2 protein-coding genes are annotated in these 1676 nt (G+C 47.9%); both read right to left on the bottom strand.

Translation table 11 applies throughout. The annotated features are described in order from the left end of the window. The coding region (locus OEL90_RS15045; RefSeq protein ID WP_300689947.1) for a hypothetical protein at positions 1-264 on the bottom strand (264 nt) is incomplete at its 3' end. A 798-nt stretch (positions 265-1062) separates the two neighbouring features. After that, positions 1063-1676, bottom strand: a 614-nt coding sequence (locus OEL90_RS15050; protein ID WP_300689949.1) for an ATP-binding protein, incomplete at its 5' end; no start/stop codon positions are given.

Consider the following 1676-nt stretch of genomic DNA (forward strand, 5'->3'; position numbering starts at 1 on the left):
GGAGATCTGTAAAATGTCATCATCAGAGAGGCCAGCAGCCTCAATTTGACCATCATGTTCTTCATTCGTATCCGAACTCCTAATTGCGACCATCCCCAGCACCTGCCTGGCAAATACCAAGCTATTTACGTCAGGCACTTTGAGCATTTTCCCAATTGGCGTAAGCATATCCATCTTCAATGAGCCACACTGAATTTCACCCAACCTTTGTGTCGGCAGTATGAAATTATGCATCCGCTCAATTTGATTCAGATCAATTGCCATTGCTTAGTTCACCCTAAAAACCTTCATAACCTCATCCCCCAAGTGATTGATTACCTTCACCGCTATTCGACCGGTTTTCGGTTTGTCAAACGGTCGGGATGTGTCACTGTTCAGTGAAGCCCAGGCATCTTCGTTGATCTCGGCCTTGAGGGTGGTTTTCAGTGATTTGTAAGGATCGTTTGCACCCAGGAAGTATGCATGGCGGACGAAGAAGCAGGTGTTTCATCCTGCATATAGTCTCCACGCTCCAACGAACCGATGACGCTGGAACGTCATCAAGTGCGTTCCCACGCCGGAGCATGGGAACGATACAAAATAACTTTACATCACCCCAAATTCCCGCATGCGGGAATTTGGGGTTAACCATCTGATATAACAATAATCACATCAAAAAAGCCCGATTTTTTTGAGCGTTCTGCTTCTTATTTCAAATGCTTCATTTTTTGATACGCCATGCTACGCAGTTTTACCAGTTCTTGATACAGTGCGGCCTTCTGTTCCGTGGTCAGCGAGGTCTCATCTAAAACGCAAAAGCTGATTGGACAAAATCTGCTGACACCCGGCACATGATCCATGATCTGACAAAGTTTTACTACCCACGAGCAAACTCAAAAGTGCGTTCTTGCAGATCATGCTTTGGCTGTTCAATTTCACTCTTCCTATTTTACTTGGCTGTCTGGTTTATGTCGGGTTATCCAAGAGCCATTCAATGTCCCAATTGGCAGGGTTGTGGCACGATTAAATGTCCTGTTGAATGAGACGTTTGAGCCCTTTGTGAGCCCTTTACGTCGGGGACACTTATGAGCCCTTTGAGCCCTTTATGAGCCCTTTGCAGTCAAGGATGTAATATGTTCCTTTCCCAGTGGTCCCAATCTTAGTAACGATGCCTATTCTTACAAGTTCCTCTAAGTCGCGAGAAGCTGTAGGCTTAGACACCTCAAACTTTTGTTGATAATCTTTATTGCTTAATTGTTCTCCAGTTTTAACAAGCAACACCGCCTTCATCTGCCGCTCATTCAGGTTGTACCCGGCCAGCACCTCCGGTGTCAGCCAATCACGCCAAAGTGTTATGGTAAACTCGCCGCCTCGCTGCATGAAATCAGGCTCTGGCAGATCGTGGGCGAGAGTTTCACGGATCATCATGAGGGTGCCTGTGCCATATTTTTCGATATAACCGGCAAGAAATAGCACGTCACAAATATGGGGATTGCGCGCAACGGAACCGTGGGGATGACGCAGGCTTTCCATGGTAAGCGGCGGCGTCAGGGTGCCAGGATTCCAGACTTCGACCCGGTCGGCAAAGACGGATACCTGCACAGCTCCGGCGGAGGTGTAGTCGCGGTGGGCAATGGCATTAACTATGGCTTCACGGACTACATCAGGCGGTATCTCGTAGCGTACTGGCGCCTGAT

Origin of the sequence: Acidaminobacter sp., assembly GCF_030247605.1 — a bacterium.
In the GTDB taxonomy this organism is placed as follows: domain Bacteria; phylum Bacillota; class Clostridia; order Peptostreptococcales; family Acidaminobacteraceae; genus Acidaminobacter.